General features: G+C 59.6%; 20 protein-coding genes and 2 pseudogenes. 18 read left to right on the forward strand and 4 right to left on the reverse strand.

Annotated features, from left to right (window positions below):
- Positions 1-13: 13 nt before the first annotated feature.
- From ACYZTX_RS14540 to ACYZTX_RS14570, 7 genes and pseudogenes are all read left to right on the forward strand, one after another.
- Entirely contained in the window at positions 14-1,576 is a 1,563-nt protein-coding gene (locus ACYZTX_RS14540) for a diguanylate cyclase domain-containing protein (RefSeq protein WP_462034633.1), read from the forward strand.
- A gap of 293 nt (positions 1,577-1,869) precedes the next feature.
- A pseudogene (locus ACYZTX_RS14545) lies at positions 1,870-2,555 on the forward strand (DUF72 domain-containing protein).
- A 121-nt stretch (positions 2,556-2,676) separates the two neighbouring features.
- The gene (locus ACYZTX_RS14550) at positions 2,677-3,309 is read left to right on the forward strand and encodes a CDP-alcohol phosphatidyltransferase family protein (protein ID WP_462034634.1); all 633 of its coding nucleotides are present in this window, start codon (positions 2,677-2,679) and stop codon (positions 3,307-3,309) included.
- Complete coding sequence (locus tag ACYZTX_RS14555; RefSeq protein WP_462034635.1) at positions 3,296-3,895, forward strand: lysophospholipid acyltransferase family protein; 600 nt, start codon at positions 3,296-3,298, stop codon at positions 3,893-3,895. Before ACYZTX_RS14550 ends, ACYZTX_RS14555 begins: the two co-directional genes overlap by 14 nt.
- A complete protein-coding gene (locus tag ACYZTX_RS14560; protein WP_462034636.1) occupies positions 3,892-4,839 on the forward strand; it encodes a phosphatidate cytidylyltransferase in 948 nt (315 codons plus the stop codon). The genes ACYZTX_RS14555 and ACYZTX_RS14560 overlap by 4 nt, the downstream gene beginning before the upstream one ends.
- A gap of 164 nt (positions 4,840-5,003) precedes the next feature.
- A pseudogene (locus ACYZTX_RS14565) lies at positions 5,004-5,759 on the forward strand (MCP four helix bundle domain-containing protein); the annotation flags it as partial.
- 132 nt (positions 5,760-5,891) lie between these two features.
- The gene (locus ACYZTX_RS14570; protein ID WP_462037045.1) at positions 5,892-6,617 is read left to right on the forward strand and encodes a methyl-accepting chemotaxis protein; all 726 of its coding nucleotides are present in this window, start codon (positions 5,892-5,894) and stop codon (positions 6,615-6,617) included.
- Positions 6,618-6,621: 4 nt separating this feature from the next.
- Here the strand turns inward: ACYZTX_RS14570 and ilvD are convergent, their stop codons facing one another.
- Positions 6,622-8,304: a dihydroxy-acid dehydratase gene (ilvD, locus tag ACYZTX_RS14575; RefSeq protein ID WP_462034637.1), complete on the reverse strand. Its 1,683-nt coding sequence runs from the start codon at positions 8,302-8,304 to the stop codon at positions 6,622-6,624.
- 385 nt (positions 8,305-8,689) lie between these two features.
- Here ilvD and mqo point away from each other — a divergent pair, with 385 nt between their 5' ends.
- The 3 genes from mqo to ACYZTX_RS14590 all read left to right on the forward strand — a co-directional run bounded on the left by mqo (position 8,690) and on the right by ACYZTX_RS14590 (position 12,445).
- Positions 8,690-10,336, forward strand: coding sequence for a malate dehydrogenase (quinone) (mqo, locus tag ACYZTX_RS14580; RefSeq protein ID WP_462034638.1), 1,647 nt, complete (start codon positions 8,690-8,692; stop codon positions 10,334-10,336).
- A 236-nt stretch (positions 10,337-10,572) separates the two neighbouring features.
- Positions 10,573-11,460: a Dyp-type peroxidase gene (locus ACYZTX_RS14585; RefSeq protein WP_462034639.1), complete on the forward strand. Its 888-nt coding sequence runs from the start codon at positions 10,573-10,575 to the stop codon at positions 11,458-11,460.
- Positions 11,461-11,476: 16 nt separating this feature from the next.
- The gene (locus tag ACYZTX_RS14590; protein ID WP_462034640.1) at positions 11,477-12,445 is read left to right on the forward strand and encodes a Gfo/Idh/MocA family protein; all 969 of its coding nucleotides are present in this window, start codon (positions 11,477-11,479) and stop codon (positions 12,443-12,445) included.
- A gap of 213 nt (positions 12,446-12,658) precedes the next feature.
- On the opposite strand, the gene ACYZTX_RS14595 is transcribed toward ACYZTX_RS14590, so the two are convergent.
- Both ACYZTX_RS14595 and ACYZTX_RS14600 read right to left on the reverse strand, forming a co-directional pair.
- On the reverse strand, positions 12,659-13,396 hold the full coding sequence (locus ACYZTX_RS14595) for a TorF family putative porin (protein WP_462034641.1): 738 nt from the start codon (positions 13,394-13,396) through the stop codon (positions 12,659-12,661).
- A 123-nt stretch (positions 13,397-13,519) separates the two neighbouring features.
- Entirely contained in the window at positions 13,520-15,262 is a 1,743-nt protein-coding gene (locus tag ACYZTX_RS14600) for an amidohydrolase (protein WP_462034642.1), read from the reverse strand.
- A gap of 103 nt (positions 15,263-15,365) precedes the next feature.
- On the opposite strand from ACYZTX_RS14600, the gene ACYZTX_RS14605 reads away from it, so the two are divergent.
- From ACYZTX_RS14605 to ACYZTX_RS14640, 8 genes are all read left to right on the forward strand, one after another.
- A complete protein-coding gene (locus ACYZTX_RS14605) occupies positions 15,366-16,298 on the forward strand; it encodes a LysR family transcriptional regulator (RefSeq protein ID WP_462034643.1) in 933 nt (310 codons plus the stop codon).
- A 162-nt stretch (positions 16,299-16,460) separates the two neighbouring features.
- Entirely contained in the window at positions 16,461-17,078 is a 618-nt protein-coding gene (gene lexA / locus ACYZTX_RS14610; protein ID WP_462034644.1) for a transcriptional repressor LexA, read from the forward strand.
- A complete protein-coding gene (gene imuA, locus ACYZTX_RS14615) occupies positions 17,078-17,695 on the forward strand; it encodes a translesion DNA synthesis-associated protein ImuA (protein WP_462034645.1) in 618 nt (205 codons plus the stop codon). Before lexA ends, imuA begins: the two co-directional genes overlap by 1 nt.
- Positions 17,696-17,702: 7 nt before the next feature.
- A complete protein-coding gene (locus ACYZTX_RS14620; protein WP_462034646.1) occupies positions 17,703-19,115 on the forward strand; it encodes a Y-family DNA polymerase in 1,413 nt (470 codons plus the stop codon).
- Positions 19,091-22,189: an error-prone DNA polymerase gene (locus tag ACYZTX_RS14625; protein ID WP_462034647.1), complete on the forward strand. Its 3,099-nt coding sequence runs from the start codon at positions 19,091-19,093 to the stop codon at positions 22,187-22,189. Before ACYZTX_RS14620 ends, ACYZTX_RS14625 begins: the two co-directional genes overlap by 25 nt.
- 191 nt (positions 22,190-22,380) lie before the next feature.
- Positions 22,381-23,055, forward strand: a complete 675-nt coding sequence (locus ACYZTX_RS14630) for a CsgG/HfaB family protein (protein WP_462034648.1) — start codon at positions 22,381-22,383, stop codon at positions 23,053-23,055.
- A 60-nt stretch (positions 23,056-23,115) separates the two neighbouring features.
- Complete coding sequence (locus ACYZTX_RS14635) at positions 23,116-23,460, forward strand: DUF4810 domain-containing protein (RefSeq protein ID WP_462037046.1); 345 nt, start codon at positions 23,116-23,118, stop codon at positions 23,458-23,460.
- On the forward strand, positions 23,457-24,116 hold the full coding sequence (locus ACYZTX_RS14640; protein ID WP_462034649.1) for a DUF799 domain-containing protein: 660 nt from the start codon (positions 23,457-23,459) through the stop codon (positions 24,114-24,116). The genes ACYZTX_RS14635 and ACYZTX_RS14640 overlap by 4 nt, the downstream gene beginning before the upstream one ends.
- Before the next feature lie 137 nt (positions 24,117-24,253).
- On the opposite strand, the gene ACYZTX_RS14645 is transcribed toward ACYZTX_RS14640, so the two are convergent.
- The gene (locus tag ACYZTX_RS14645) at positions 24,254-24,916 is read right to left on the reverse strand and encodes a flavin reductase family protein (RefSeq protein ID WP_462034650.1); all 663 of its coding nucleotides are present in this window, start codon (positions 24,914-24,916) and stop codon (positions 24,254-24,256) included.
- Between the last annotated feature and the right edge of the window lie 4 nt (positions 24,917-24,920).

A 24,920-nucleotide genomic window follows, 5' to 3' on the forward strand; every position in this document is an offset into this window, starting at 1 on the left:
ACGGGAAATCAGGATGATATTTACTAAACGGCGCAGCTCCTTGGTGGGGTTCATTATTTTGGCTGTCGGCCTGGTAGGTTTTTCGGCCTTGTTGCTGCTGAAGTCCGAGACTCAACGCAGGGAAACGCGCTTCTCAGAATACGTGCAGAATATTTCCGGCATCGTGCGCAATCAGCTTGATACGAATGAAGCCGTGTTGGCGGGTTTCTCAGCATTTCTCCAGGCCGTCGATCAGAGCGACACGCAAGCGGCGGCCCGTTACGCGGCAGCCGTTTTATCAGCTTACCCTCATATTTACATGCTCGAGGCGGCAAGGGCTGTACCCATCGCTGAGCAGGCTGCCTTTGAAGATCTGTTGCGCCGTACTTGGCGGCCAGACTTTGAACTCAAGGATTTCCCGAGCCTCACACAACAACCTGCCCAACATCAGGTCTATCTCAGCGAGACTTGGCCTGTGTTGTTCATGTACCCGTTACTCCCGGAATCCAGTTCGATCTATGGCGTCAGGCTGGAAACCGTCGCCTATCTGTCCTATGCGCTGGCTCGAACCCACAATAATCAAAAGCCCGTCGTATCACCTGTTTTCACAATGTTTGAGGGTGGCAGCGCATACATTCTGATGCAGTCAGTCAGTCGGCCTGAACAGGTGCGAGCGAACACCCGCCCCAATTTTTTTGGTAGCACGATGGTGTCTCTGCTATTGATCAAGACGGGTGCGCTACTGGATGCGGTGAATTATGCGAACGTGGATCCTCTGGTTCACATCAGTGCTGTCCTGAAAACCGCTGCAGGGTCTGAAAGCAATGTGTTTTCAACGCAGACCCAGCAAGCCGGTTTCCTGGATCGCCTGTTCTTGCCGCGTCTGGCTGATCGGGTCGAGATCAGCAGTGTTTCACAACCGATGACCTTGCTGTTTGAGCGTCAGTTGCGTTTAGGGGATGTTCTGACTGCGGAAACATTGATAATCCTTGCTGTTCTGGCAGGGGTACTCGTACTAATGCCGATGGTATTGATTCGGCATTTCAAGGCGATTGAAAGGGCAGAGGTCGAACACGAACGCTCGACCTATCTCGCCACTCATGACGTGCTCACCCAACTGCCTAATCGCTACCTTTTCGCAGATCGTTTTGACCAGGCCTTCAACGACTGGAAAGTAAAAGGAGTGCCGTTTTCCGTACTGTTGATCGATTTGGATCACTTCAAGGAAATTAACGACAAGTACGGCCATGAGGTCGGCGACGAAGTTCTGCAAGCGGTCGCAAATCGTATGCTAAAGGCCACTCGCTTGTGTGACACCGTCGCACGGTATGGCGGAGATGAATTCGTAATTCTGATTACCGATCTTACTCACCCAGAGAGTGCTGAACTGAAGGCGGCGAGGGTGCTCGAAACCATCGCGCAGACAGTCGTGACAAGCGCAGGAGAACTATCAATATCGTGCAGTATTGGAGTCTCGCTGTGTCCTGTCCATGGCCAGAGTCTCGATACGTTGCTCAAAGCTGCGGATCAGGCCATGTATGGCGTCAAGCAACTGGGGCGAAAGGGAGTGGCCATGAATGAGACTCGTGCGGTCTGAGTTTTCTGGTTCCTTGAGACCCGGCCAGGCGGTGGAAGACGCCAGCCAGATGCTGGCGAACCGCGGTGCGTGTCTTTGGCGATTGTGCCGAGAAGTGATGGCGGACCAACGCCACGTCACCCGACACGGTGATGGCGAGGAAAAAACGAACTTGTGTTGAGGGCTTATCTCGAAGTTTGAGGTCGCAACGGTGCTCCGAAAAATGAAGGTGAAAACGCTTGGCTGGGTCGAATCCGGGTTCGTTGTTTTACATCGGTTGTGCGGGCTGGAATCTGCCTCGTGAGTACTGGCCGATGTTTCCTGCCCAGGGCACGCATTTGCAGCGGTATGCGTCGCGTCTGACGGCGGTAGAAATCAACAGCTCGTTTTATCGCCCGCATCGATTGCAAACGTATTTACGCTGGGCGCAGTCGGTTCCGGAGCCGTTTCGTTTTTCGGTCAAGGTGCCCAAGCTCGTCACTCATGTTCAGCGATTGCAGGGTTGTGAGCAGCTGCTGGACGAGTTTCTCTCCGAGTGCACGGCGCTTGGCGATTCGTTGGGGTGTCTTCTGGTTCAGTTACCGCCGTCGCTGGCTTACGACGAAGGCATCGCCACAGAATTTTTCAGGGCGTTGCGGCAGCGTTACTCAGGGGCATTGGTGCTTGAGCCTCGGCATGAAACCTGGCTGAACGCAGACGCTTTGTTGATCGAGCAGCGCGTCGGGCGGGTCGCGGCTGATCCGTCGCCGATGACAGGCGGGGGACACCGGGCGGCTGGCCTGGAATCCATTACTGGCGGCTGCATGGCTCGCCGCGTATTTATCACAGTGACTATGAACCGGAACGATTGCAGGCGTTGGCGCAGCAAATGCAAAACTCGGCGCAGGCGGGGATCACCACTTGGTGCATCTTCGATAACACCGCCAGCGGTTTTGCACTGGGCAATGCCCTGACCCTGCAGGCCTGCATCGACAAATTAGGTATTGCTGACGGTTCCTGACAGCTTAAGGAAAACCCAAAAAAACCGACCGAAGCAAAGGCACTATATTGCGGGTGTCGTCAGCGCGACTCGCCACTACAATGCAACTGCAGTAACTCATCATTTATAGGGATATTAAACAGTGGATGACAACAGACGGCCCATCAAGACGCGTTCTGCGGGCTGGGCAAAACGCATCACCGACGTTCTGGTGAAAAGAGACATTTCCCCCAATCAGATATCCGTCGCCAGCATCGTCTTCGCGCTCGCTGGCGTCGTGGCGCTCAATATTGATAACGGTGTCATTGGGTCGATCTGCTGCGCGGTCGGCATTCAGTTGCGCCTGCTGTGCAACCTCTTCGATGGAATGGTGGCGATAGAGGGCGGCAAGAAGTCCGACATCGGCAGTCTCTATAACGAATTCCCGGACCGGATTGCCGACAGCCTGCTGATCGTCGGGCTCGGATATGCCATTGGGCACCCGGACCTGGGGTGGTTTGCTGCCCTGGTCGCTGCACTGACGGCGTATGTGAGGGTGTTCGGCGGCTCGATGGGTCTCAAGCAGACCTTCATGGGCCCCATGGCCAAGCAGCATCGAATGGCCGTGATGACCGCAGGTCTGCTGTTGAATACCGTCGAAGCCAGCGTATATGGCACTCATTACGTACTGTTGATCGCGCTGGCGGTCATCGCCATTGGATCAGTCGCAACGTGCATCACGCGAACGCTGGTGATCTGCGGGCAGCTCAAGGGGGTTGACCATGTGGATCAGTAGTGCGCTGATTTCTGTTCTTCGACTCCTTATCGGCGTCACGGCCAGGTGGGAAAGTCCACCGGATCTCACGCGTCAGCGAATCTACTTCGCCAATCACACCAGTCACATGGACACCTTGGCCATCATTGCGGCCCTGCCGCCCGAAGCACGATTAAATGTGAAGCCGATTGCCGCTGCCGATTACTGGGGAAAGAACCGGTTTCTGTCGTACATCTCGCAGAAAGGGCTCAATGCCGTGCTGATTGACCGTAAACCGGCGCCCGGTAAAAACGCGCTGGAGCCCATTTTTGAGGTGGTGCAGGCGGGCCATTCGATCATCTTCTTTCCAGAAGGCACTCGGTCATCCGAGGCACTGCCCGGGGAATTCAGATCAGGTCTTTACCGGTTAAGCGAGACCTTTCCCGATGTCGATCTGGTGCCTATTTACCTGGAAAACCTTCATCGCTCCATGCCCAAAGGCAAACACGTTCCTCTGCCTATCATCTGCACAATCCGTATCGGCAACCCGATGGAAAGGATTGCTGGCGAGGAAAAACAGGCGTTCCTGGAGCGCGCGCGTGACGCCATTGTGGGGCTGTCGAAATGAGTCTTGAAAGTAAGTTCTTGTGGTTCTTTTTTGGATTGGCCTGCTTGCTGGCGATTGCTTCGCTCGCCGGTCGGCTGCTGGCCTTGCGGGCCAAAACAGAAGGCGCTGTCTCGACCATCGAAAACCTCAATCAGCGAGTGAATGCCTGGTGGGGGATGGTCATCATCTTCTTCGTTTCCTACCTGCTTGGCGGCAATGCAACGGTCGTCCTGTTCGGTTTCATCTCACTGTTCGCGCTCAGGGAGTTCATCACCCTGACGCCGACCAGGCTCGGTGACCATAACGCCCTGTTTTCGGCGTTTTTCATCCTGATCCCGTTGCAATACATGCTGATCGGTACGCACTGGTATTCGATGTTCACGCTGCTGATCCCGGTGTATTCATTCCTGCTGCTACCGGCGATTGCGGTGCTGAGCCAGGACACTGACGCCTTTCTGGAAAGGACGGCAAAGATTCAGTGGGGCGTGATGATCTGCATTTACTGCATCAGCCATGCGCCAGCGCTGTTGCTGTTGGATCTGGAAGGATTCACGGGGCAAAACGCGCTTTTGCTGTTCTACCTGGTGTTCGTCGTTCAGTTGAGTGACGTGTTGCAGTACGTGTTCGGGAAGCTCTTCGGCAAGCACAAGGTAGCGCCGCTGGTGAGTCCGTCGAAAACGGTGGAGGGACTGGTGGGAGGAGGCCTGTCTGCAACGCTGATTGGCGGGTGCATGTTCTGGATGACCCCCTTCAGCTTCTGGCAGTCACTGATGATGTCGTTCGTCATCGTGGTGATGGGTTTCCTGGGTGGGTTGGTCATGTCGGCGATCAAACGCAGTTTGAGCGCCAAGGACTGGGGGACCATGATCAAAGGCCACGGCGGCATGCTCGACCGGATGGACTCGATTTGCTTCGCGGCGCCGATCTTCTTTCACCTCACGCGATACTTCTTCTCTGCTGCTTGATCAGGGCGCAATCAACACCGGCAAGACATACCGCATGTCGTAAAGACATGCGCGTATGGAAATTCGCTTAAATATCCGCTCGCGCCAGCCGATAGCCTCTTCAGCAAACCAATCCGCAGTTGGCATTACGCAACTGACAAACGTGCCGAGAGAGGATCCACAGAGTGTCCATAAAATTACGTTTGATTCTGCTGATTGGCACCAGCCTGCTCACCGCGTTGATCATGAGCCTGGTCGGTTATCTGGGAAACACCCAGATGGCTGAAGCGGTGAATGACAACGAGGTCAGTATGACCGCGCTGCGCAATCACCTCGAAGCCGACATGATGCACGACGCGTTACGCGCCGACGTGCTGTCCGCGATGGTGGTGGGCTTGGGCAAAAGCACCAGCAGCAAAGCAGAGGTGCGCAGTTCCATCGAGGAACATGCGGCGCACTTTCGTAACATGCTCGGTGAAAACCTCAAACTGCCGGTCAACGACACCATCAAAATGGGCCTGAACAAGATCAAGCCAAGCCTCGACAACTACATCAGCGCAGCCGAACGGATTGTCGGGTTGGCGCTGGAAAATCCGGAGGCTGCTCAAAAAGACCTGGGCACCTTCAATACTGCGTTCAGCCAGCTGGAAGACCAGATGGCCGCCCTCAGCGAACTGATCGAAACCAACACCCAACAGACCAGCCAAGGCACTCAGCAAGCGATCAGCAATGCCAACTTCGCCCTTGGCGGCGTACTGATTGCCAGCCTGTTATTGCTGCTCGCCCAAGGCCGCTGGGTAATTCTGAGCATCATGGGGCCGTTGCAGACCGCCAGCCGCATCGCTAACAGCATCGCCCATGGCAACCTGAGCGAATCGATTGTCGAGCCCACTCAGCAGGACGAAGCCAGCGCACTGATTCGCAGCCTTGCGACCATGCAGCGCGACCTGCGCGGCATGATCGAAGTCGTGCGCAGCAACGCTCACGGCGTGAGTGGCATGAGCGAGCAATTGAGCAGTGGCTGTCACGAAGTGGCCGGTAGCAGCCAGCAGCAAAGCGTAGCGGCCAGCACCATGGCGGCTGCAGCCAGCGAAATGACCGCGAGCATCGAGGAAATCACCCGGCACGCCGAGCGGGCGCTGAACATGGCCAACCAGGCCGAGGCACTGGCCAAGGATGGCGGTCGGGTGATCCATCAGGTGGTCAACGACATGGACGGTATTGCGCGTTCGGCGCAGCAATCGGCCCAGGTGATCCGCACGCTGGACAAGGAGTCCGAGGGGATTTTCAGCATCATCCAGGTGATCAAGGGCATCGCCGATCAAACCAACCTGCTGGCGCTCAACGCCGCGATCGAAGCCGCTCGCGCCGGTGAGCAAGGGCGTGGTTTTGCCGTGGTGGCCGATGAAGTACGGAGCCTGGCGGGACGCACCAGCGCCTCCACCCAGGAAATTGCCACGATGGTTTCACGCATTCAGCAAAGCACCCGCGAGGCGGTGACCAGCATGGAGGCGGGCGTGGCGCAAGTCGACAAAGGCATGGCCGTGACCGCCGACGTCGAGCGCGCGATCCGCGAAATCCTCGACGCCACGCTGAACACCACTCAGCTGGTCAATGACATCACCCGCACGATTGGTGAGCAGAGCCTGGCCAGCAATGAAATCGCCCATCAGGTCGAAATGATTGCCGGCATGTCCGAAGGCACCAGCAAGGTCATTGGCCGGACCGCCACCACCACCGATGAGCTGTCCACCCTGGCGGGCAAACTCTCGCAGTCGGTGGATCGGTTTCGGCTTTGAGGCGTTAGAGGTATTTATCCGTGACGGCGCCTTCCGAGGCGCTGGACACGGTCTTCGCGTACTTGGCCAACACCCCGCGTTTGTACTTGGATTCCGGGCGCACCCAGCGGGTCTTGCGCTCGGCCAGTTCGGCGTCGGAGACATCGACCGTAATCTGCCGTGTTTCGGCATCGATGGTGATCTTGTCGCCGTCTTCAATCAGCGCGATCGGTCCGCCATCGAAAGCTTCAGGCGTGATATGCCCCACCACAAACCCATGTGAACCGCCGGAGAAGCGGCCGTCGGTGATGAGCGCAACGTCCTTGCCCAACCCCTTGCCCATGACCGCCGACGTTGGCGAAAGCATTTCGCGCATGCCAGGCCCTCCCTTGGGGCCTTCGTAGCGGATCACGATCACGTCACCGGCCTTGACTTCGCCGTTGAGAATGCCGGCCAGCGCGTCTTCCTCGCCGTGATACACACGAGCCGTGCCTTCAAAGCGCAGGCCTTCCTTGCCGGTGATCTTGGCTACGGCGCCGGTGGGCGAGAGGTTGCCGCGCAGCACCACCAAGTGCGAGTCTTTTTTGATCGGCTGGTCGAAGGGCAGGATCACGTCCTGACCCTCGGGGTAATCGGGCACGTTCTGCAGGTTTTCGGCCAGCGTTTTGCCGGTGACTGTCAGCGCATCGCCATGCAACATGCCGGCGGCGAGCATGCGCTTCATCAGCGGCTGGATGCCACCGATGGCAACCAGTTCACTCATCATGTATTTGCCGCTGGGCCGCAGGTCGGCCACCACCGGGGAAACCTTGCCCAGCTCGACGAAATCATCCAGCGTCAGCTCGACATCCACGGCATGCGCCATGGCCAGAAGATGCAGCACGGCATTGGTCGAGCCGGCGAGGGCGATCACTACCCGAATCGCATTTTCAAAGGCCTTGCGGGTCATGATGTCGCGCGGTTTGAGGTCCAGCTTGAGCAGCTCCATCACCTGCTGGCCAGCGCGGAAACTGTCCGAAGCCTTGTCGCTGCCGACGGCGTCCTGAGAGCTGGAACCGGGCAGGCTCATGCCCAATGCCTCAATGGCCGAAGCCATGGTGTTGGCCGTGTACATGCCGCCGCAGGAGCCGGGGCCGGGAATCGCCACTTCCTCGATGTGCTTGACTTGAATTTCGCTGATATCACCCCGCGCGTGCTGACCCACGGCCTCGAACACGGAGATGATATCGGTGTGGCCGGCGCCCGGCCGGATGGTGCCGCCATAGACGAAGATGGAAGGGCGATTCAGCCGCGCCATACCGATCAGGCAGCCCGGCATGTTCTTGTCACAACCGCCCACGGTCACCAGACCGTCAAAGCCTTCACAGCCGACGACGACTTCAATGGAATCGGCGATCACTTCACGCGACACCAGCGAGTACTTCATGCCTTCGGTGCCGTTGGCGATGCCGTCGGAAATGGTGATGGTGTTGAAAATGACGCCCTTGGCGCCGGCGGCATTCGCGCCTTGTTCGGCTTCAATGGCCAGCTTGTCGATGTGCATGTTGCAGGGCGTGACCATCGCCCATGTGGAGGCGATGCCGATCTGCGGTTTTCTGAAGTCTTCGTCCGTGAAACCCACGGCTCGCAGCATCGCGCGGCCGGGCGCGCGTTCCACGCCGTCGACCACTTGGGAGGAATATTTGCGCAAATCGTCTTTGTCGCTCATGACTGCTCCTCACCGGCTCATCGAGAAAAATCAGGATCAGTATAGTGGACCCGGCGCCCGTGCCCGGGCTATCAAGTCGGCAACAGACGCGCGGGTTTGTCCGGTCGTGATATTCTTCGCCTCAACTTGCTTTGACCTATTCAGTTTGCGCGTCCTTGAGACGCGCCAACAGAATCACTGTCGCTCAAGTAGCTGAAGCCAATAAAGATAAAAAGTCAGTTCAGTAGGGACATATAACTGAGGTCGATGGAGACACGTCGGCCTTGTGTGCCCACCCTCCAATCGTCATGTGCGAGAACCCACGACATCCTGCCTGAATGCCGTAAACAAGGGGCTCGTTAGTGAAGATGGAAGGGCGGATGGCGTTTTATCAAAGGTGCTACACATGTTTAAAAAAATGAACACGGCCCTGCTGGGGCTGGCTTTGTCGATGGGGATCACGTCCGCTCACGCGGAAGAGGCAAAGAAAGTTGATGTACTGCTGATCGGCGGCGGCATCATGAGCGCGACCCTGGGTGTCTGGCTCAACGAGCTGGAACCCGGCACTTCGATGGAAATGATCGAGCGCCTCGACGGCGTCGCCCAGGAAAGCTCCAACGGCTGGAACAACGCCGGTACCGGTCACTCCGCCCTGGCCGAGTTGAACTACACCCCGGAAGACGAGAACGGTAAAGTTCAGATCCCGAAAGCCGTTGAAATCAACGAAGCCTTCCAGATCTCCCGTCAGTTCTGGGCCTGGCAAGTTCAGCAAGGCGTGCTGAAAAACCCGCGTTCGTTCATCAACTCCACGCCGCACATGAGCTTTGTGTGGGGCGATGACAACATCAAGTTCCTGAAAAAGCGCTACGAAGCCCTGCAAGCGAGCCCGCTGTTCGCCGGCATGCAGTACTCCGAAGACCCGGCTGTGATCAAGAAGTGGGTTCCGCTGATGATGGAAGGGCGTGACCCGAACCAGAAAGTCGCGGCCACCTGGAGCCCGATCGGCACCGACGTCAACTTTGGCGAGATCACCCGCCAGTTCGTTGCGCACCTGCAAACCACGCCAAAGTTCGACTTGAAACTGTCTAGCGAAGTGCAAGACATCACCAAGAACGACGACGGCAGCTGGCGCGTCAGCTACAAAAACCTGAAAGACGGCAGCAAATCCGAAACCGACGCCAAGTTCGTGTTCATCGGCGCAGGCGGCGGTGCACTGCACCTGCTGCAGAAGTCCGGCATTCCTGAAGCCAAGGAATACGCAGGCTTCCCGGTCGGCGGTTCGTTCCTCGTGACCGAGAACCCGACCATCGCCGAGCAACACCTGGCCAAGGCCTACGGCAAAGCCTCCGTTGGCGCACCGCCAATGTCGGTTCCGCACCTGGACACCCGTGTCCTGGACGGCAAGCGCGTCATCCTGTTTGGCCCATTCGCGACCTTCAGCACCAAGTTCCTCAAGGAAGGCTCGTACCTGGACCTGCTGACTACTACCACCACGCACAACGTGTGGCCAATGACCAAAGTCGGCATCAAGGAATACCCGCTGGTCGAGTACCTTGCTGGCCAACTGATGCTGTCGGATGAAGACCGCCTCGACGCCCTGAAAGAATACTTCCCGAACGCCAAAGCTGAAGACTGGCGCCTGTGGCAAGCCGGCCAGCGCGTGCAGATCATCAAGCGTGATGAAGCCGCCGGTGGCGTGCTGAAGTTGGGTACTGAGATTGTTGCCTCGCAAGACGGCACCATCGCAGGTCTGCTGGGCGCATCGCCGGGCGCTTCGACTGCTGCACCGATCATGCTGACCGTGCTGCAAAAAGTGTTCAAGGACAAGGTTGCTAGCCCTGCCTGGCAGGAAAAGCTGCACCAGATCGTGCCGAGTTATGGCACTCAGCTCAATGGCAGTCCTGAGAAGGTTGCACAGGAGTGGGCTTACACCGCCAAGGTGTTGCAGCTGACTCCGCCGCCGGTGATGGGTCAGGCAGTGGCCCCGGCTGCTTCTCCGGTTGAAGCGCCTAAGGCGCCGAAGGCTAACGCTGCTAGTGATATGGCTCTGTAAGTAGAGATGTAATCGAAAAGCCCACTGAACCGGTGACGGTCAGTGGGCTTTTTTGTGGCTCGTCTTGCGCCTGCCCTTTGCGCTTTTTAGCGGACTGAGCGCATTTGGGCAGGGCCTTGAAAATCGAAACGGGATCGAGGGTTTCATACACGCCAGAAACACGTGATCTTTTGACCTGAAAACACACAACGGCTGATGCTGCGGTTAAACTTCGCGCTCTTTCTAAAGGAGTTCATATGAGTTACTACCAGCCGGGCATTCTCGCCACCCCAGTTCCACCTCAAGCCCGTCATATGTTCTTCGCACTCGAATCCGCCGCTGCACTGCCGGCTGCGCTCGACAACTTGATGCAACTGGTGGACGGAAAGTCGGCAGTGGTCGGTTTCGGTGAATCCCTGGTCAAGGCACTTGATGGTCAGATCCAAGGCCTGCGCGCCTTTCCAGCGTTGACTGGCGTCGGCGTCGACAACCCGTCGACCCAGCACGCCCTGTGGTGCTGGTTGCATGGTGTCGACCGTGGCGAATTGCTCAATCGCAGCAACGCCATCGAAGCCGCGCTGGCACCCGCCCTGCGCCTGGTGCAGATGAACGAAACCTTCCGCCACCTCACCGGCCATGACCTGACCGGTTACGAAGATGGCACCGAAAATCCTCACGATGAAGCCGCCGTCGCCGCCGCGCTGGTCAGTGACGGCGCTGACGGCATGGTCGGCGGCAGCTTCGCCGCGATCCAGCAGTGGCAGCATGATCTGAAAGGCTTCCACGCGATGCCGTCCCATGAGAAGGACAACATCATGGGCCGTCGTTTGAGCGACAACGAAGAGATCGATGACGCGCCGATCTCCGCTCACGTCAAACGCACCGCCCAGGAAAGCTTCGCCCCGGAGGCATTCGTGGTGCGCCGTTCCATGCCCTGGATCGAAGGCGACCGCGCCGGCCTGATGTTCCTGGCCTTCGGTTTCTCCCTCGACGCCTTCGAAGCCCAACTGCGGCGCATGAGCGGTCTGGAAGACGGCATCACCGACGGTTTGTACCGCATGAGCCGGCCGATCACCGGCGGCTACTACTGGTGCCCGCCGCTCAAGGACGGTCATCTTGACCTGCGCGCACTGCGCGTTGGCTAACCATCAGGGAGTGCATATGAACGTGGTGCGCTGGGGCATGATCGGTTGTGGCAGCGTCGCTGAGCGCAAGAGCGGGCCGGCCTTCTACAAGGCTCCCGGCTCGGCGCTGGTGGCGGTGATGGGCCGGCGTCTGGAAGCGGTGACGGATTACGCCGCGCGCCACGGCATCGCGCGGTTCTACACCGACGTCGAAGCGCTGATCAATGATCCCGAAGTGGACGCGGTGTACATCGCCACGCCACCTGACAGTCATCACGCTTACGCCTTGAGGGTGGCCGCCGCCGGTAAACATTGCTGCGTCGAAAAACCCATGTCGCTGAATGCCGGGCAAAGCCGTGAAATGCAAAAGGTCTTTGCCGACACAGGGTTGCACCTGTTTGTCTCTTACTACCGACGCTCGCTGCCGCGCTTCCAGCAGGTGCGGCAATGGCTGGAAGAGGGGCGGATTGGCGAAGTCCGGCACTTGACCTGGACCCTCACGAAAGCGCCATCGGTGGCGGATCAGGATGGCACCGATAACTGGCGTACTGACCCGGCAATTACTGGGGGTGGTTATTTCGCCGACCTGGCCAGCCATGGTTTCGACCTGTTTCAGTACCTGCTCGGTGACATCGTCGAAGTCGCCGGATTTACCGCTCGACAAGCTGGTTTGTATGCTGCTGAAGATGCCGTCAGCGCCAGTTGGCGGTTTGCTTGCGGGGCCTTGGGCATGGGCTGCTGGAATTTTGTGGCGGATCGCCGCGAAGATCGGGTCGAACTGATCGGCAGCAAAGGCCGGATTACCTTTTCCGTATTCGATGAGCAGCCGGTCCAGCTTGCAGCCGATGAAAACCTCAGCCTGCACATCGACAATCACCCACACATTCAGTGGCATCACGTGCTGGGCATGAACGCGCACATTCGGGGTGAAGCGCAGCACCCGGCGGTGGCCGAGCAGGCATTGAAAACCGATTGGGTGATGGACCAGATCCTCAAGCGCGACTAACGCTTGCTGAATGCCCCGCCGAGCAACTGAACGTCAGCGATGGCCATGAGCGCGGAATCTATCCGTGGCCCTGTCTCTCCAGCCTAACTTGATCCTCTGTAGGAGCTGTCGAGTGAAACGAGGCTGCGATCTTTTGATCTTGTTTTTAAAAGTTAAAGTCAAAAGATCGCAGCCTCGTTTCACTCGACAGCTCCTACAGTGGGGATGGGGTGGCTAGAAGGATTTGCTGACACTTGCGACCAAGGTCGCGGTGCACACATCACCAAACCCCCAGTTGCTGATGCACTGGCTTTGCGACAGGTCAGTGTCGATGTAGCTCAACCCCAGCATCACCCCGGCCAGTTCGTGGGTCAGCTTCACTTCCCATTCGTTGTATGAGTCCTCGGCGTGACCGTTGGACGCGTACAAATGCGGATCTTTGAAATCCATGTTGCCGTATCGCAGTTTCAGGCCTGTGTCGTAAGGCAATTCAGTTTCGTAACCGACGTAGCTGTAGAGCGAACTCTGTTTGCTGTCGATGCCCGGCGCATCGGCGGAGTAATAGGCGGCGAGTTTCACCCCATAGACGTTGAGAATGCCGTAGACCTCGCTCTGATTAAACTGGCTTTCCTTTGGGTAGGCGTATTTGAGGTAGCCGACGTCCAGGCTGACGGCATCGGTGGCTTGCCAGAGCCAACCGGCGTAGTAGTCGATTTCCTGTCGGGTTTTCAGGCCGCCGCCGAAATCGACGTTCGAACTCCATGCGCCCAGGTACAAGCCAGTGCTGTGGGCCAGGGTTACGCCGGCCTGCACGGCGGGGTCGTTCTGGGTTTGCGAAATGCCGCGGGTGCGGTAGTCGCTGGCCAGAGTCAGGTCGACCAGCACGGCAAAATCGTCATTCAAGGGCAACGCCTGGCTGCTCAAGGGAAGCAGACTCAGGGAGCCGAGGGCGAACAGGGTGAAAGCTTTCATGGGGTGCGTCCCGTTGTTTTTTATTGTTAAGGGCAGGTTTGTTTTGGGCAGTTTTTTTGCGGCAAGGCTGCGCCGAACCCCGGCGATGAGCGCGGGGCGGGCAGTGGTTTCAGGTGATTTTTCTTAGAGGGTCGGTGCGTAAACTTCGCGCCCGGCGAACCAGGTTTGCAGCACTTGGGTGTCGTGCAGGGCTTTGTTGTCGACGCTGAACACGTCACGGTCCAGCACGATGAAATCGGCTTGCTTGCCGGGGCTCAGCGAACCGATTTGCTTCTCTAACCCGATGGTGCGGGCGGCGTTCAGGGTGTAGGCGTAAAACATCGTTTCGCGGTCGATGCGTTCATCGGCGTTCAGCACGCCAAGTGGGCCTTCTCGAGTGATGGCCTGGGCCATGGCGTTCCACGGATTTGGAGAAGACACCGCCCAGTCACTGGCGCCAGCAATGGTCGCGCCCTGCTTGAGCAGCGAATGTGCCGGGTACTGATAACGGAAGGCGAGCGCGCTGACGTAAGGCTTGATCATGTCCAGCGTGTATTCGTCGGCCGAGGCCCAAAGCAGTTGCATCGAGGCGATCACATTGAGCGGTTTGAACCGCGCAAACTCTTTTGGATTGACCATTTGCAAGTGAGTGATCGAGTGCGTCACACCGCTCTGACGATCCTTGCGTGCCTGGGCAATGCCGTTCAGTGATTCACGCACCGCGCGGTCGCCGATGGCGTGGATGTGCACCAGCCAACCGCGTTTATCGATCGCACTGACCAGTTCGCCGAAATGCTTCGGATCGATCAGCAGTTCGCCCTGTTTGTGCGAGTTGTTGTACGGATCGATCATTGCCGCACTCTGCGCCGGGTACTCGATCACGCCGTCGGCGAAGATCTTGATACCGGGCAAGGTCAGGTTGGGGATGCCCTGGAATTGCTGGCGGACCTTGTCCAGCGTGTCGAGATCGGCCGGTACGCTTTTCGGATTGGCCACCAGCAGCGCGGCGACATGGGCGCTCAGGCCACCGGTTTCGGCCAGCGCTTTGTACACTGGTAGCACGCCGACGGTTTTCTCCGTGGGCTTGAGCGCAAACACGGGCTCGCCGGGGGCGGCGTTAGCGGCGGGGTCCATCCAGGCGGTGATGCCCAGGCTGTTGTTGTAGCGCACGGCGGCTTGCGCGGCCTTCAGCATGTCGGCGGCGCTCGGCACCGGCATTTTTGACGCGACGCGATCCCAACCGGCGTCGACCAGGAAACCGTTGGGGCGGCCATCGGCGCGCTTGCCGATGGTGTCTTTTTCGGCATCCGGCAATGACTTGAGCAGTGCCGCATCAATGCCCGCGCGCTTGAGCATGACGTCGTTGGCCCACGCGGTGTGGTGGTCACTGCCGGTGAACACCACCGGCACTTCGGCCCATTCCCCTGTGTTGAATGTCTTGCCGAAGGCCTCGGACTGAGCCCAGTAAGCGGAACTCATGCCGGCCACGCTCAGCACATCGCCCTGTTTCGCCTTGCCGTCGTCACGCCAGGCGCGCAGACGTTTTTCCAGCTCAACGAGGTCGACCACCTCGTCTTCCATGTTGGCCGAGGCCATTTCCAGACCGCCGAAAATCGCGTGGGAATGGCTGTCGATCAGGCCGGGCATCAGGGTCTTGCCGCCCAGATCGATGACTTGGGTTCCCGACTCGATCAAGGCTTTGATCTGCGCATCGCTGCCGACCTTCAACACTTTGCCGTCCTGCACCGCCAACGCTTGAACCTTGGGCTGGCTGCGGTCGGCGGTGAAAATCTTGCCGTTCAGCAACACCAGATCGGTCGCAGCCATGGCTTCCAACGAGGCAAAACTCACTGCCACCATCAATAGATTCGGGATGAATCTTTTCATTGAATATTTCCTTGTTATTGCGTCTGATGGCCAGATTAGTGGCTTGTCATGGCAAGCAGAATGCCTCACTCACGAAAAACGTTTTTGCCTGAATGGAAAAAGAATGGACAAGCTGAGTGCATTGAAAATGTTCGTGGTCACGGCGCAACTGGGCAGTTTCAGTCGTGCCGCCGAACAACTGGGGAAGACGCCTTCGGCCCTGACCAAAGCGGTTAATCACCTGGAAGCCGAGCTCGGCGCCCGGTTGTTCGAGCGCAGTACCCGACGGATTCTGCTGACGGAAGTGGGGCGCCTCTACCTTGAAACCGCGCGCCAGGTATTGCAGCGGCTGGAGGAGGCCGGCGAGGAAATCGAACAGTTGCAGCATGGCCTGCGCGGCAACCTGAAAATCACCGCACCGCTGGCGTACGGGCAGGCTTTTCTCGATCAGGTGTGCGGCGGTTTTCTGGAGCAGTACCCGCAGATCAATCTGCAAGTGGACCTGTGCGATGCGTTCGTCAATCTGCTGGAAAGCGGCTACGACCTGGCGTTGCGCGAGGGGCATGACGACTTGCCGGGGCTGATTGCTCGCGTCGTCGGCAGTAACCGTCTGGCGTTGTGTGCCAGCCCCGATTACCTGGCGCGCAAGGCGTTGCCCGTTACTCCGAAAACCCTCGATGACCACGAATGGCTGCTGTATCGCCATCCGTTGCTCAGCCGTGAATTCTGGTGGGCCGAGCGCGACGGCCAGCGTTTGAGCCTGCCGCAACCGCAGGCGCCGCGTTTGCGCAGCGACAATTACGACCTGCTGCTGGCCAATGCGCTGGCGGGGCGCGGGTTGCTGCACACGCCGCTGTGGAGTGCCGCGCCGTATCTGGCCGACGGTCGACTGGTGCGGGTGATGGCCGACTACGACATCGATCCGGACAGTTTCGGCGCGCACATTCTGGCGGTGTACCCGAGCCATCGGCGGGCGACCGCCAAAGTGCTGGCTTTCATCGATTACATCGCAGGGTTTCTGGCGTCTCGTGGGTTGAATGATGACTGCGGCCGATGACGCTGGCGTTTCCCCTGTAGGAGCTGTCGAGTGAAACGAGGCTGCGATCTTTTGATGTTGTTTTTATAAAGAGCAAGATCAAGAGATCGCAGCCTCGTTTCACTCGACAGCTCCTACACAGCTCCTACAAGTCCTTGTCAGGAAAGAACCAAAAGAGTACAAATGTACTCCATGACGACTTTAACTCCCCGCCGTACCGCCATCCTGACTTTTATCCGCGATCGAATCGCCGAGCACGGTCAGTCCCCGAGCCTCGCTGAAATCAGCGAGGCGTTCGGTTTCGCCTCCCGCAGCGTGGCGCGCAAGCATGTGCTGGCGCTGACCGAGGCTGGTTTCATCGAGGTCAATGCGCATCAGGCCCGGGGCATTCGTTTGCTCGGGCAACCGGCGCGGCCCGAGTTGCTGGACATTCCGGTACTCGGCCGGGTGGCGGCGGGTGCGCCAATCGGTGCCGATGCCGAGGTTCACAGCCGCTTGCTGCTCGACCCGTCGATCTTCTCGCGGGTGCCGGATTACATGCTGCGGGTCCAGGGCGACTCGATGATCGAGGACGGCATTCTCGACGGCGATCTGGTGGGCGTGCACCGCAATCCCGAGGCGGTCAACGGCCAGATTGTCGTCGCGCGACTTGACGGCGAAGTCACCATCAAACGTTTCGAGCGAGTCGGCGACGTTGTCCGATTGCTGCCACGTAATCCGGCCTACAAGCCGATCATCGTCGAAGCCACTCAGGACCTGGCCATCGAAGGGGTGTTCTGTGGTCTGGTGAGGCAAGGGTGATGGGCGCCGTCGTTGCGCTGGATACGCTGTTCAATGGCGGCCAGGTCTGGAAGGGCCGGCCTGCGCCACCGGCCGTCAGCCCGCAACCCACCGGACATGCCGCGCTGGATGCGGCATTGCCTGCTGGCGGTTGGCCGGAAGCAGCGCTGACCGAAATCCTTTTGGCCGGGCAGGGCGTCGGTGAATTGCAACTGGTGTGGCCGGCGCTGGCGCGGTTGTCGGCCGCTGGCGAGCGCATCGTGCTGGTGGCACCGCCTTACGTGCCGTATCCCCAGGCCTGGCAGAACGCCGGGGTCGACCTGCGCCAGCTGTCGATCATCCAGGCCAGCCAGCGCGATGCGCTGTGGGCGGCCGAACAATGCTTGCGCTCGGGCAGTTGCGGTGCGGTGTTGTGCTGGCCGCACAAGGCTGATGACCGGGCGTTGCGCCGCTTGCAGGTGGCCGCGGAAACCGGCTCGACCCTGGCGTTTGCCTATCGTTCGATCAATGAAGCCATCAACCCTTCGCCAGCCGCTTTGCGCATCGCCATCGACGCCAGGCCGGCGCAATTGCGCGTGCTCAAGTGCCGGGGCGGGTTGGCGCGCTCGGCGCCGATTGCCTTTCCCGTGGGGCATTGAGGTTGCCATGCGCTGGGTCTGCATTCTTTTCCCGCAATTGGCGCTGGACGCGGTACTGCGTCAGCGCTCCGATCCCGATGCGCCGCTGGCGCTGCTGACCGGCCCGGCCCAGCGTCGGGTGTTGCAGGCGGTCAACGCTTCGGCGCGGGCGCTGGGCTTGCGTCCCGGTCAGTCGATGACCGCCGCGCAGGCTCTGAGCAAAGGTTTTGCCACGGCCGAATACGACGCTGCCGAGATCGAATACTGGCAGCAGTTTCTGGCTGCATGGGCTTATCGATTCAGTTCACAAGTCAGCGTGCATTACCCACGTGCAGTGGTGTTTGAAATCGAGTCCAGCCTGGGATTGTTCGGCGCCTGGCCGCAATTCGAGGCGCGGTTACGGACCGAGCTCGGCGAACTGGGGTTTCGCCATCGGATTGTTGCCGCGCCCAACCCGGTGGCCGCACGGGTGCTGGCCAACGCGTATGACGGTCTGGTGGTGCCCGACGATCAAGCCTTGCACCATCATCTTGGGCAATTGCCCATCCGGATCGGGCTGGAGACCAGCGTCGCCACGGCGTTGTCGCGCATGGGGCTGCGCACTTTGAGTCAGGTTCAGGCGTTGCCTCGCCATAGTCTGGCCCGGCGTTTCGAGGCTCAGGTGCTCAAGCATCTGGACACCTTGCTCGGATTACGGCGGCTGGCGCTGACGTTCTACCTGCCGCCGGACCGCTTCGATGTGCGCATCGAGCTCAACTTCGACGTGCAGTCCCATCAGGCGCTGCTGTTTCCGTTACGCCGATTGACCGGTGACCTGTCGGCGTTTCTTTGCGGGCGGGACAGCGGCGTGCAGCGTTTCGATTTGTACCTGGAGCATGCCGGGTTGCCGGACACCCTCATCAAGGTCGGCCTGCTCAGCGCCGAACGTGATCCGGCGATGCTCTTTGAACTGGCCCGGGGCCGGTTGGAGCACGTCCAGGTCGAGGCTCCGGTGCGCGGTTTTCGCCTGCGCGCCGAAGACTTGCCGGCCTTCGTTCCGCAGTATCAGGAGCTGTTCGACGACCGCCCGCAGCAGTCCTTGCCCTGGGAGCAACTGCGCGAACGCTTGCGGGCGCGGTTGGGAGATGACGCGGTGCAGGGTTTGCGGTTCCAGGCCGATCACCGGCCGGAATGCGCGTGGCAGGCCAGTGTCGACAGTCAGCGCTGTGGCGGGCTGCCTGTCGTGCAACGACCGGGCTGGCTGCTGACTGAACCGCTGGCGGTGCATGAAGGTTCGACGCGCATCCTGATGGGGCCGGAACGCATCGAGTCCGGTTGGTGGGACGGTGACGATGTGCGCCGCGATTACTTCCTGATCGAAACCCGCTCCGGCCAGCAAGGCTGGGCCTATCGTGCGGTCGGAGAGGATGGCCCGTTGTGGCTGCAAGGGTGGTTCGCATGAGCATCGACTATGCCGAACTGCACTGCCTGTCGAACTTCAGTTTCCAGCGTGGTGCTTCCAGTGCCCTCGAACTGTTTCAGCGGGCGAAAAAACACGGCTATCAGGCCTTGGCAATCACCGATGAATGCACCCTGGCCGGTATCGTCCGCGCCTGGCAAGCGGCCAAATCCGTGGCGCTGCCGCTGATCATCGGCAGCGAAGTGCGGATCGAGAACGGCCCGAAACTGGTGCTGCTGGTGGAAAACCTCGAGGGTTACCAGAACCTGTGCCAACTGATTACCCGAGCCAGACGCCGAACGAAGAAGGGCCAGTATCAAGTGCTGCGGGAAGACTTCAGCGAACCCTTGTCGGGGCTGTTGGCGTTGTGGGTGCCGGACGCTGTCGATGACTTTGAACAGGGCCACTGGCTGAAGCAGACCTTCGCCGAACGCCTGTGGCTGGCCGTCCAGTTACATCGCGGCCAGGACGATACAAGACGGCTGGCTGCGCTGTTGACCCTGGCGGGCGAACTGCGAATCCCGGCAGTGGCCAGCGGCGATGTGCACATGCACGCTCGTGGTCGACGCGCCTTGCAGGACACCATGACCGCGATCCGTCATCACCTGCCCGTGGCAGCGGCCGGGTTGCGTCTTCATCCCAATGGCGAGCGGCATGTGCGCAGTCTCGATGCGCTGCAATCGATCTATCCGCAAGCATTGCTCGACGAAACGCTGAGCATCGCCCGGCGCTGCACCTTCGACCTCGGTCAGTTGCGTTATCAATATCCCCGGGAGTTGGTACCGCAAGGCCAGACAGCCACGTCCTGGCTGCGTCATTTGACCGAGGAGGGCATCGCGTGGCGCTGGCCAAAAGGCCCGCAGGCCAAGGTGCTGACGCAGATCGACAAAGAGTTGGCGCTGATCGCCGAGCTGGGCTACGAAAGCTATTTCCTGACGGTCCACGACATTGTGCGATTCGCCCGTGAACAGAAAATCCTCTGTCAGGGCCGTGGTTCGGCGGCCAACTCGGCGGTGTGTTTTGCCTTGGGCATCACGGAAATCGATCCGGATCGCACCACGCTGTTGTTCGAGCGCTTTCTTTCCAAGGAGCGCAATGAACCACCGGACATCGACGTGGATTTCGAGCATGAGCGTCGCGAAGAAGTCTTGCAGTACGTGTTCCAGCGTTATGGCCGGACCCGTGCGGCGCTGACGGCAGTGGTCAGCACGTATCACGCGGCCGGCGCGGTGCGTGATGTGGCCAAGGCCTTGGGGTTGCCGCCGGATCAGATCAACGCCCTGGCCGATTGCTGTGGCCACTGGAGTGATGAAACACCGCCCGTGGAGCGCCTGCTTGAAGGCGGGTTCGACCCCGAGAGCCCGGTACTGCGCCGGGTGCTGAGCCTGACGGGGCAACTGATCGGTTTCCCCCGACACCTGTCCCAGCACCCCGGCGGTTTCGTGATTTCCGAGCAGCCTCTGGACAGCCTGGTCCCGGTGGAAAACGCCGCCATGGCCGAGCGCACCATCATTCAGTGGGACAAGGATGACCTCGACGCGGTCGGGCTGCTCAAGGTGGATATTCTGGCGCTGGGCATGCTCAGTGCGATCCGCCGTTGTTTCGATCTGTTGCGCCGTCATCGCAACCGGGACCTGAGCCTGGCGACGATCCCGTCCGAAGACTCGCAGACCTACGACATGATCGGCCGTGCCGACACCATCGGCGTGTTCCAGATCGAGTCCCGGGCGCAGATGTCGATGCTGCCGAGGCTCAAACCCCGGACCTTCTATGACCTGGTGATCGAGGTGGCGATCGTCCGTCCGGGGCCGATCCAGGGCGGGATGGTGCATCCGTACCTGCGACGCCGAAACAAGGAAGAACCCGAGGTCTATCCGTCCCCGGCACTGGAAGTCGTGCTCAAGCGCACGCTGGGCGTGCCACTGTTTCAGGAACAGGTGATGCAGATTGCGATTGTCGCCGCCGACTACAGCCCCGGCGAGGCTGATCAGTTGCGCCGTTCCATGGCTGCCTGGAAACGCCACGGCGGGCTCGAACCGCACAAGGATCGCCTGGCCGCCGGGATGAAGAAAAACGGTTACACGGCCGAGTTCGCCGCGCAGATTTTCGAACAGATCAAAGGCTTCGGCAGTTACGGGTTTCCCGAGTCACACGCCGCCAGTTTCGCCTTGCTGACCTACGCCAGTTGCTGGTTGAAATGCCACGAGCCAGCGGCCTTCGCCTGTGCGCTGATCAACAGCTGGCCCATGGGTTTTTACAGCCCGGACCAGATTCTGCAAGACGCCCGTCGGCATCATTTGCAGATTCGCCCGGTGGACGTGCGCGCCAGTGACTGGGATTGCAGCCTCGAACCGATCACCGGTGCCCAGCCGGCGATTCGCATGGGGTTGCGGATGATCAAGGGCTTTCGCGAGGACGATGCCCGGCGCATCGAAACGGCGAGGTCGAAGGGGACGTTTATCGACATTGCCGACCTCGGCGAGCGGGCACGACTCGATGCCCGCGCCCAGGAGCAACTGGCCGATGCCGGTGCGCTGCGTGGACTGGCCGGCGACCGTCATCGGGCGCGCTGGGAAGTGGCGGGTGTGCAGAAACAGCTCGGCTTGTTTGCCGGTCTGCCGAGTCAGGAGGAGGACGCGGTGTCGTTGCCCAAACCCACCGTGGGCGAGGACCTGCTAGCCGATTACAACAGTGTCGGTACCACGCTCGGTCCGCATCCGCTGGCGTTGTTACGGGGTGAATTGAAAGCCCGGCGCTGCCGTAGCTCGAAGGAACTGCTGGATATCGAGCATGGCCGACCGGTCAGCGTCGCCGGGCTGGTGACCGGTCGACAACGGCCGGGTACCGCCAGTGGCGTGACCTTCGTCACCCTTGAAGATGAGTTCGGCAACGTTAACGTCATTGTCTGGCGCGACCTGGCCGACCGGCAGCGCCAGGTATTGGTCGGCTCGCAATTGCTCAAGGTTGATGGGCGCTGGGAGAGGGAAGGCGAGGTGCGGCATTTGATTGCCGGACGGTTGAGCGATTTGAGCCCATTGCTCGACGGCATCAGTGTGCGCAGCCGGGATTTCCGCTGACAAATCACTGGCGGCAATAAAACATTAAACACTGTCTTCAGTGATGGCACTTTGGCATAATGCCGGCCGCCGACGTCCCGCACGTCGATTGTCAATTTGATTCTCCCTCGCTTTTTCGCCGCTGCAACCCGCAGTGGCTGGCTATTGCCGTGCCGGGATAAACCGTTTTTCAAAAGGAATGCACAGTGAGAATGATCTCTCGAATGTTGGTATCGGCGGCAGCGATTGCCGTCTTGGGCGCGATGGCTGGGTGTGCGACCGAAAGCTCGCGCGCCTTGCCGGTAGAAAAGGTTGAAAGCGCCAGCCTCGCTTATGCCGGTGTTCGCGTACCCATGGCAGTCGGCAAGTTCGACAACCGTTCGAGTTACATGCGCGGGATCTTCTCCGACGGTGTGGATCGCCTCGGCGGTCAGGCCAAGACCATCCTGATCACTCACTTGCAGCAAACCAATCGCTTCAGCGTGCTGGACCGCGACAACATGGGCGAGATCCAGCAGGAGGCCGCGATCAAGGGCCAGTCGCAGCGCCTCAAGGGGGCTGACTTTGTGGTAACCGGTGATGTCACCGAGTTCGGCCGCAAAGAGACCGGCGATCACCAGTTGTTCGGCATTCTTGGCCGTGGCAAGACCCAGGTGGCCTACGCCAAGGTCAACTTGAACATCGTCAACATCAGCACCTCCGAAGTCGTTTATTCGACCCAGGGCGCGGGCGAATACGCCTTGTCCAACCGTGAAGTCATCGGCTTCGGCGGCACCGCTGCCTACGATTCGACCCTCAACGGCAAAGTGCTCGACCTGGCCATGCGCGAGGCGATCAATCGTCTGGTGGACGGCATGAATGCGGGTGCATGGAAACCGGGCAACTGATCAAGGTCGATGACAAGGAGCAGTACAAGCATGTTCAAGACTTATACGAAATGGGCGCTGATGGCCTCGACATTGCTGGTCAGTGGCCTGTTGACCGGTTGCAACACCGGCCCGAAAACCCTGTACCAGTGGGAAAGCTACCAGCCTGAGGTCTACGAGTACTTCAAAGGTGAAGAACCCAAGGAAGCTCAGGCCGAAGCGCTGGAGCGCGACCTGCAGAAGATCAAGTCCACCGGCAAGACGCCGCCGCCTGGCTACCACGCTCACCTGGGTCTGTTGTACCTGAGCATGGGCAAGGACGATCAGATGGTGCAGCAATTCAGAACCGAGAAGACGCTGTTTCCCGAGTCGACACCGTACATGGACTTTCTGCTTAAAAACGCCAAGACTGGAGACACCCAATGATCGCGCGCTCATTGAAACTGATGGCCGGTCTGCTGGCCCTGGCTGTGCTCGGCGGTTGCGTCAGCCCCAAGACCGTGGACTATTCGGCGTACAAGCAAAGTCGTCCGAAAACCATTCTGGTGCTGCCGCCGCTGAACAACTCGCCCGACGTCAAGGCGTCCTACAGCATGCTGTCGCAGGTCACGTACCCGTTGGCTGAAGCCGGTTACTACGTGCTGCCGATCGCCCTGGTCGATGAGACGTTCCGCCAGAATGGCTTGACCACGCCGGCGGATATCCACCAGGCACCGGCCAACAAGCTGCAAGAAATCTTCGGTGCCGATGCTGCGCTCTACATCACTGTGACTGACTACGGGACGCGCTACATCATCATCAGCAGCGAAACCGTGGTGACCGCCAGTGCAAAACTGGTGGACCTCAAGACCGGCACCACGTTGTGGACCGGCTCGGCGCGGGCTTCGAGCGAAGAGGGCGGCAACAACGGTGGCGGTGGTTTGATCGGCATGCTGATCACCGCAGCGGTGAAGCAGATCATCAACAGTTCCACCGACGCCGGTCACCCGATTGCCGGCGTGACCAGTGCACGACTGCTGTCGGCCGGCCAACCGGCAGGGTTGCTGTACGGGCCGCGTTCGCCGAAATACGGCACTGACTGATGTCCGCAATCCTGTAGGAGCTGTCGAGTAAAACGAGGCTGCGATCTTTTGATCTTGTTTTTTAAAAGCAAAGTCAAAAGATCGCAGCCTCGTTTTACTCGACAGCACCTACAGGGTTTGGGTACGTGGGCAGAGTTCTATTTGGCTACTGGCCAAAACCGCTCCCCACCCCCCGGCGCCTCTGTCCACGCCTGCAACGAGCGTGTCGGCAAATCAAAATAATCCCGCGTGCGCGCATACCCATGCCCACCCATGCGTCCAATCGCATCCAGCCCCAACTGATCGATGTACAACGTTTTCGGGTCGATCAATTCATCTCGCACATGCGCCATCAGCACTTCGCCAAAGATGATTTCCCGCGACTGCCCGATGGACAACGCCATCATCCGCCGACACTCCAACGCCACCGGAGCTTCGCCAATCCTTGGACATCTGACCGTGGTGCCGGGAATCGCGGTAAGGCCGGCGGCGGTCAGTTCGTCGAAGCCGGGAGCGAACGGCACGGCGCAGACGTTCATGGCTTCCACCAGGGCATCGTTGACGATGTTCACAGTGAATTCCTGGTTGAGCTGGATATTGCGAGTGGTGTCCTTGGGACTTTGGTCGCCGTAGTTTTCCACGCCCAACGCGAGGATCGGCGGGTCAGCCGAAAGGGCGTTGAAGAAGCTGAAGGGCGCGGCGTTGATCCGACCTTCGCCGTCGATGGTGGTGACCAGGGCAATCGGCCGTGGCACCACGCTGCCGATCAGAATCTTGTATTTGTCTCGCGCACTCAACTGGCTGAAGTCGAAGCTTTGCATGGGC

The sequence above is a fragment of the Pseudomonas sp. MDT1-17 genome (genome assembly GCF_054898105.1).